This window comes from Bacillus sp. GMs2/2, from assembly GCF_050172095.1.
GTDB classification, from domain to species: Bacteria; Bacillota; Bacilli; order Bacillales; family Bacillaceae_G; genus Bacillus_A; species Bacillus_A cereus.
On record NZ_JBNLYE010000431.1, the window covers coordinates 1 to 3,018 of the forward strand.

Consider the following 3,018-nt stretch of genomic DNA (forward strand, 5'->3'; position numbering starts at 1 on the left):
AACCTGCGTCCTCTTTTTTATTGGTTATTTTGTTGAAATTGATTTAATAAAATAATATCAAATATTATTTTACTTTTAAATAATATAATATTAAAATTTACAAATAAAAAACATTCGTCGTATTATTTTAATATATTTTTACAAATATCCATATAGTATTGAAAAAACAGAGAAGGAGAAACTTCTCTGTTTACTTTTGTATGTTTTTTTCAACTTGTTCTCGAACAGTTTGAATGTAATTCATTTTATGATCCCAACATTCTTGGCTTAAATCGACAGGATACTCTTCGGGATTTAAAGTTCGCATGTATTCTTCCCAAAATAGAGCGAGACTCTGTTCATTATATTGTTGAATATCTAATATACTTGGTAGTTCATATGTTCTTTCACCGTTAACGAAAATGTCTTTATGGAGTTCACGGGCTTCAAAGTTTGTTACGAATTTACTTATATATGTGTGAACTGGATGGAACATTTTTAAGCGCTCTTCTTTTCCAGGTTCTTCAGAATCTAACGCAATATAATCGCCTTCTGCATGATCGTTAACCCGATTGATAATACGATAAATTCGTTTCAGTCCTGGAGTGGTAATTTTTTCAGGATTAGATGAAATTTTAATCGTATCATTTAATTTTCCGTCAGTATCTTCAATTGCAACTAGTTTGTAAACAGCCCCTAATGCAGGTTGCTCAAAGGACGTAATTAATTTTGTCCCAACACCCCATACGTCAATTTTTGCCCCTTGAGATTTAAGGTGCATAATTGTGTATTCATCTAAATCGCTAGAAGCGATAATTTTTGTATTTGTAAACCCTGATTCATCTAGTAGTTTTCGTGCCTTTTTCGATAAATAAGCCATATCACCACTATCAAGACGTATACCATAGAAATCAATACGATCCCCAAATTCTTTTGCAACACGAATTGCATTTGGAACACCAGATTTCAATGTGTCATATGTATCAACGAGAAAGACGCACTTCTTATGAGTTTCAGCGTATTTCTTAAACGCAACGTATTCATCGCGATATGCTTGAACGAAAGAGTGAGCGTGTGTGCCAGCTACAGGGATCCCGAAGCGTTTCCCAGCACGAACGTTGCTTGTAGAGGAGAAACCACCAATAAAGGCAGCGCGTGTCCCCCAAAGGGCGGCATCGAACTCATGGGCACGTCTTGTGCCGAACTCTAAAAGCTCATCATTACTTGCAGCATGTTTCATACGAGCAGCTTTTGTTGCAATTAATGTTTGGTAATTCACAATATTTAAGAGGGCGGTTTCAATAATTTGTGCTTCACCCAGTGGTGCATCAACACGTAATAAAGGCTCGTTATTAAATACAACTTCACCTTCTTGCATACTGCGAATCGTCCCAGTGAATTTCATATTTTGTAAATAATGAAGGAATTCTTCTTCAAATTTTAATTCTGCTAAATAAGCGATATCGCTTTCAGTAAAACTGAAATTTTCTATGTACTCTACAATTTTCTCAAGGCCAGCAAAAACAGCGTAGCCGTTCTCAAATGGAAGCTTTCGAAAATATAAATCAAAAACAGAACGGCGATTATGAATACCATCTTTCCAATATGTATAAGCCATGTTGATTTGATATAGGTCTGTATGTAAGGCATAACTATCGTCTTTATAATGAGTCATCGCGAGAACACCTCCATAATTTGGTTATAGTATACCAATTTTTCACCATTCGTAGCAAAGAAGAGATATTGAAGTGAAGTCAAGAGAGAAAAAAATGAAATTATGCATATTTTTTAGAAAATTTATATTTATCAATTTATATTTCTCCAGATTTTATGTATTATTAGAGTAATGGGGTAATGAGAATGGAGGAGGACAATGCAACAAACATTAGAAAAAATAGGCAAACAAGTCTTTTACAAACGGCTTCAGCAAAAAATGACACAAGAAGAATTATGTCAGGGCATTTGTTCTGTCTCATACTTAAGTAAGATTGAAAATGGAAAGATCGAAGCATCAGAAGAAATTCTACAATTGCTCTGCGCAAGATTAGAAATTGCCGTGACGGATTTGAGGGATGTAGAAGAAGATGTGAAGGGGAAGCTGGATGAATGGTTGAATGCACTAGTTCATTTAGACAAGCAACAAGTAGAACGTATATATGAAGAGTTGCAAGGTGAAATGAAGCATGTGTTGGATTTTGAAATTATAAATTATTATAAACTGCTGTATACACGTTATTTAATTATGAAAAGAGATTTTCCTGCTGTCGAAAAAGAGTTAGAGAGCTTAAAGAAGATGTACAAAAAGTATTCACCATTCCAAAAATTATTATATACGTATAGCAAAGGGTTATATTATTTTTTACAACATAGATATAAGAAGGCATTGGAGTATTTGACTCGAACAGAAGTAATGGCAAAGGAACAAGGTTATCATGAGAATGGAATATATTTCAATTTGGCTCTTGTTTATAATGAATTAGAGGTTGAACATATGACTTTACATTTTGCTAATGTAGCAATGGAAGGGTTTAAGAATGAATATAAATTCCGTTATGTGATAAATTGCCAGTTACTTATTGCGTTGAGTTATATACAAAAAAAGCAATATAATGAAGCACTATCTATTTATAATAATATTTTGAGGGAAGCAAATTCTTTTGCTGATAAAGAAAGTATAACAGCTATTGCTTTAAATAATTTAGGCTTCTTGTACTATAACTTAAAAGATTATGCAAAAGCAAAAGATTATTATTTACAATGCCTAAAGTACAAAAAGGAAGAGGATTTAAATTATATTGATGCAGTGTATGAGATCGCTTTGCAGTGTATTGAATTAAAAGAATTTGAAGAAGCGAAAGATTGGATTAATAAAGGGATAGATGTTGCCAAGAGGGATGAAAAGTATAAAAGTATGCTATATATACTTTCAATGCTTAAGAATAAATACTTTGAAACGAAAGATGTTTATAAAAGATTTTTAGAAGTTGAGGCAATCCCATTTTTTAGAGGCGAAGAAAATAAGAAGGAATTAAAAATGGT

General features: G+C 32.8%; 2 protein-coding genes. One reads left to right on the top strand and one right to left on the bottom strand.

Going from position 1 to position 3,018, the window contains the following annotated elements; translation table 11 throughout:
• Positions 1-190 precede the first annotated feature (190 nt).
• On the bottom strand, positions 191-1,654 hold the full coding sequence (locus tag ACQGS6_RS25570) for a nicotinate phosphoribosyltransferase (RefSeq protein ID WP_000150177.1): 1,464 nt from the start codon (positions 1,652-1,654) through the stop codon (positions 191-193).
• A 198-nt stretch (positions 1,655-1,852) separates the two neighbouring features.
• Here ACQGS6_RS25570 and ACQGS6_RS25575 point away from each other — a divergent pair.
• On the top strand, positions 1,853-3,018 hold a 1,166-nt coding region (locus ACQGS6_RS25575), incomplete at its 3' end, for a tetratricopeptide repeat protein (RefSeq protein ID WP_426965814.1).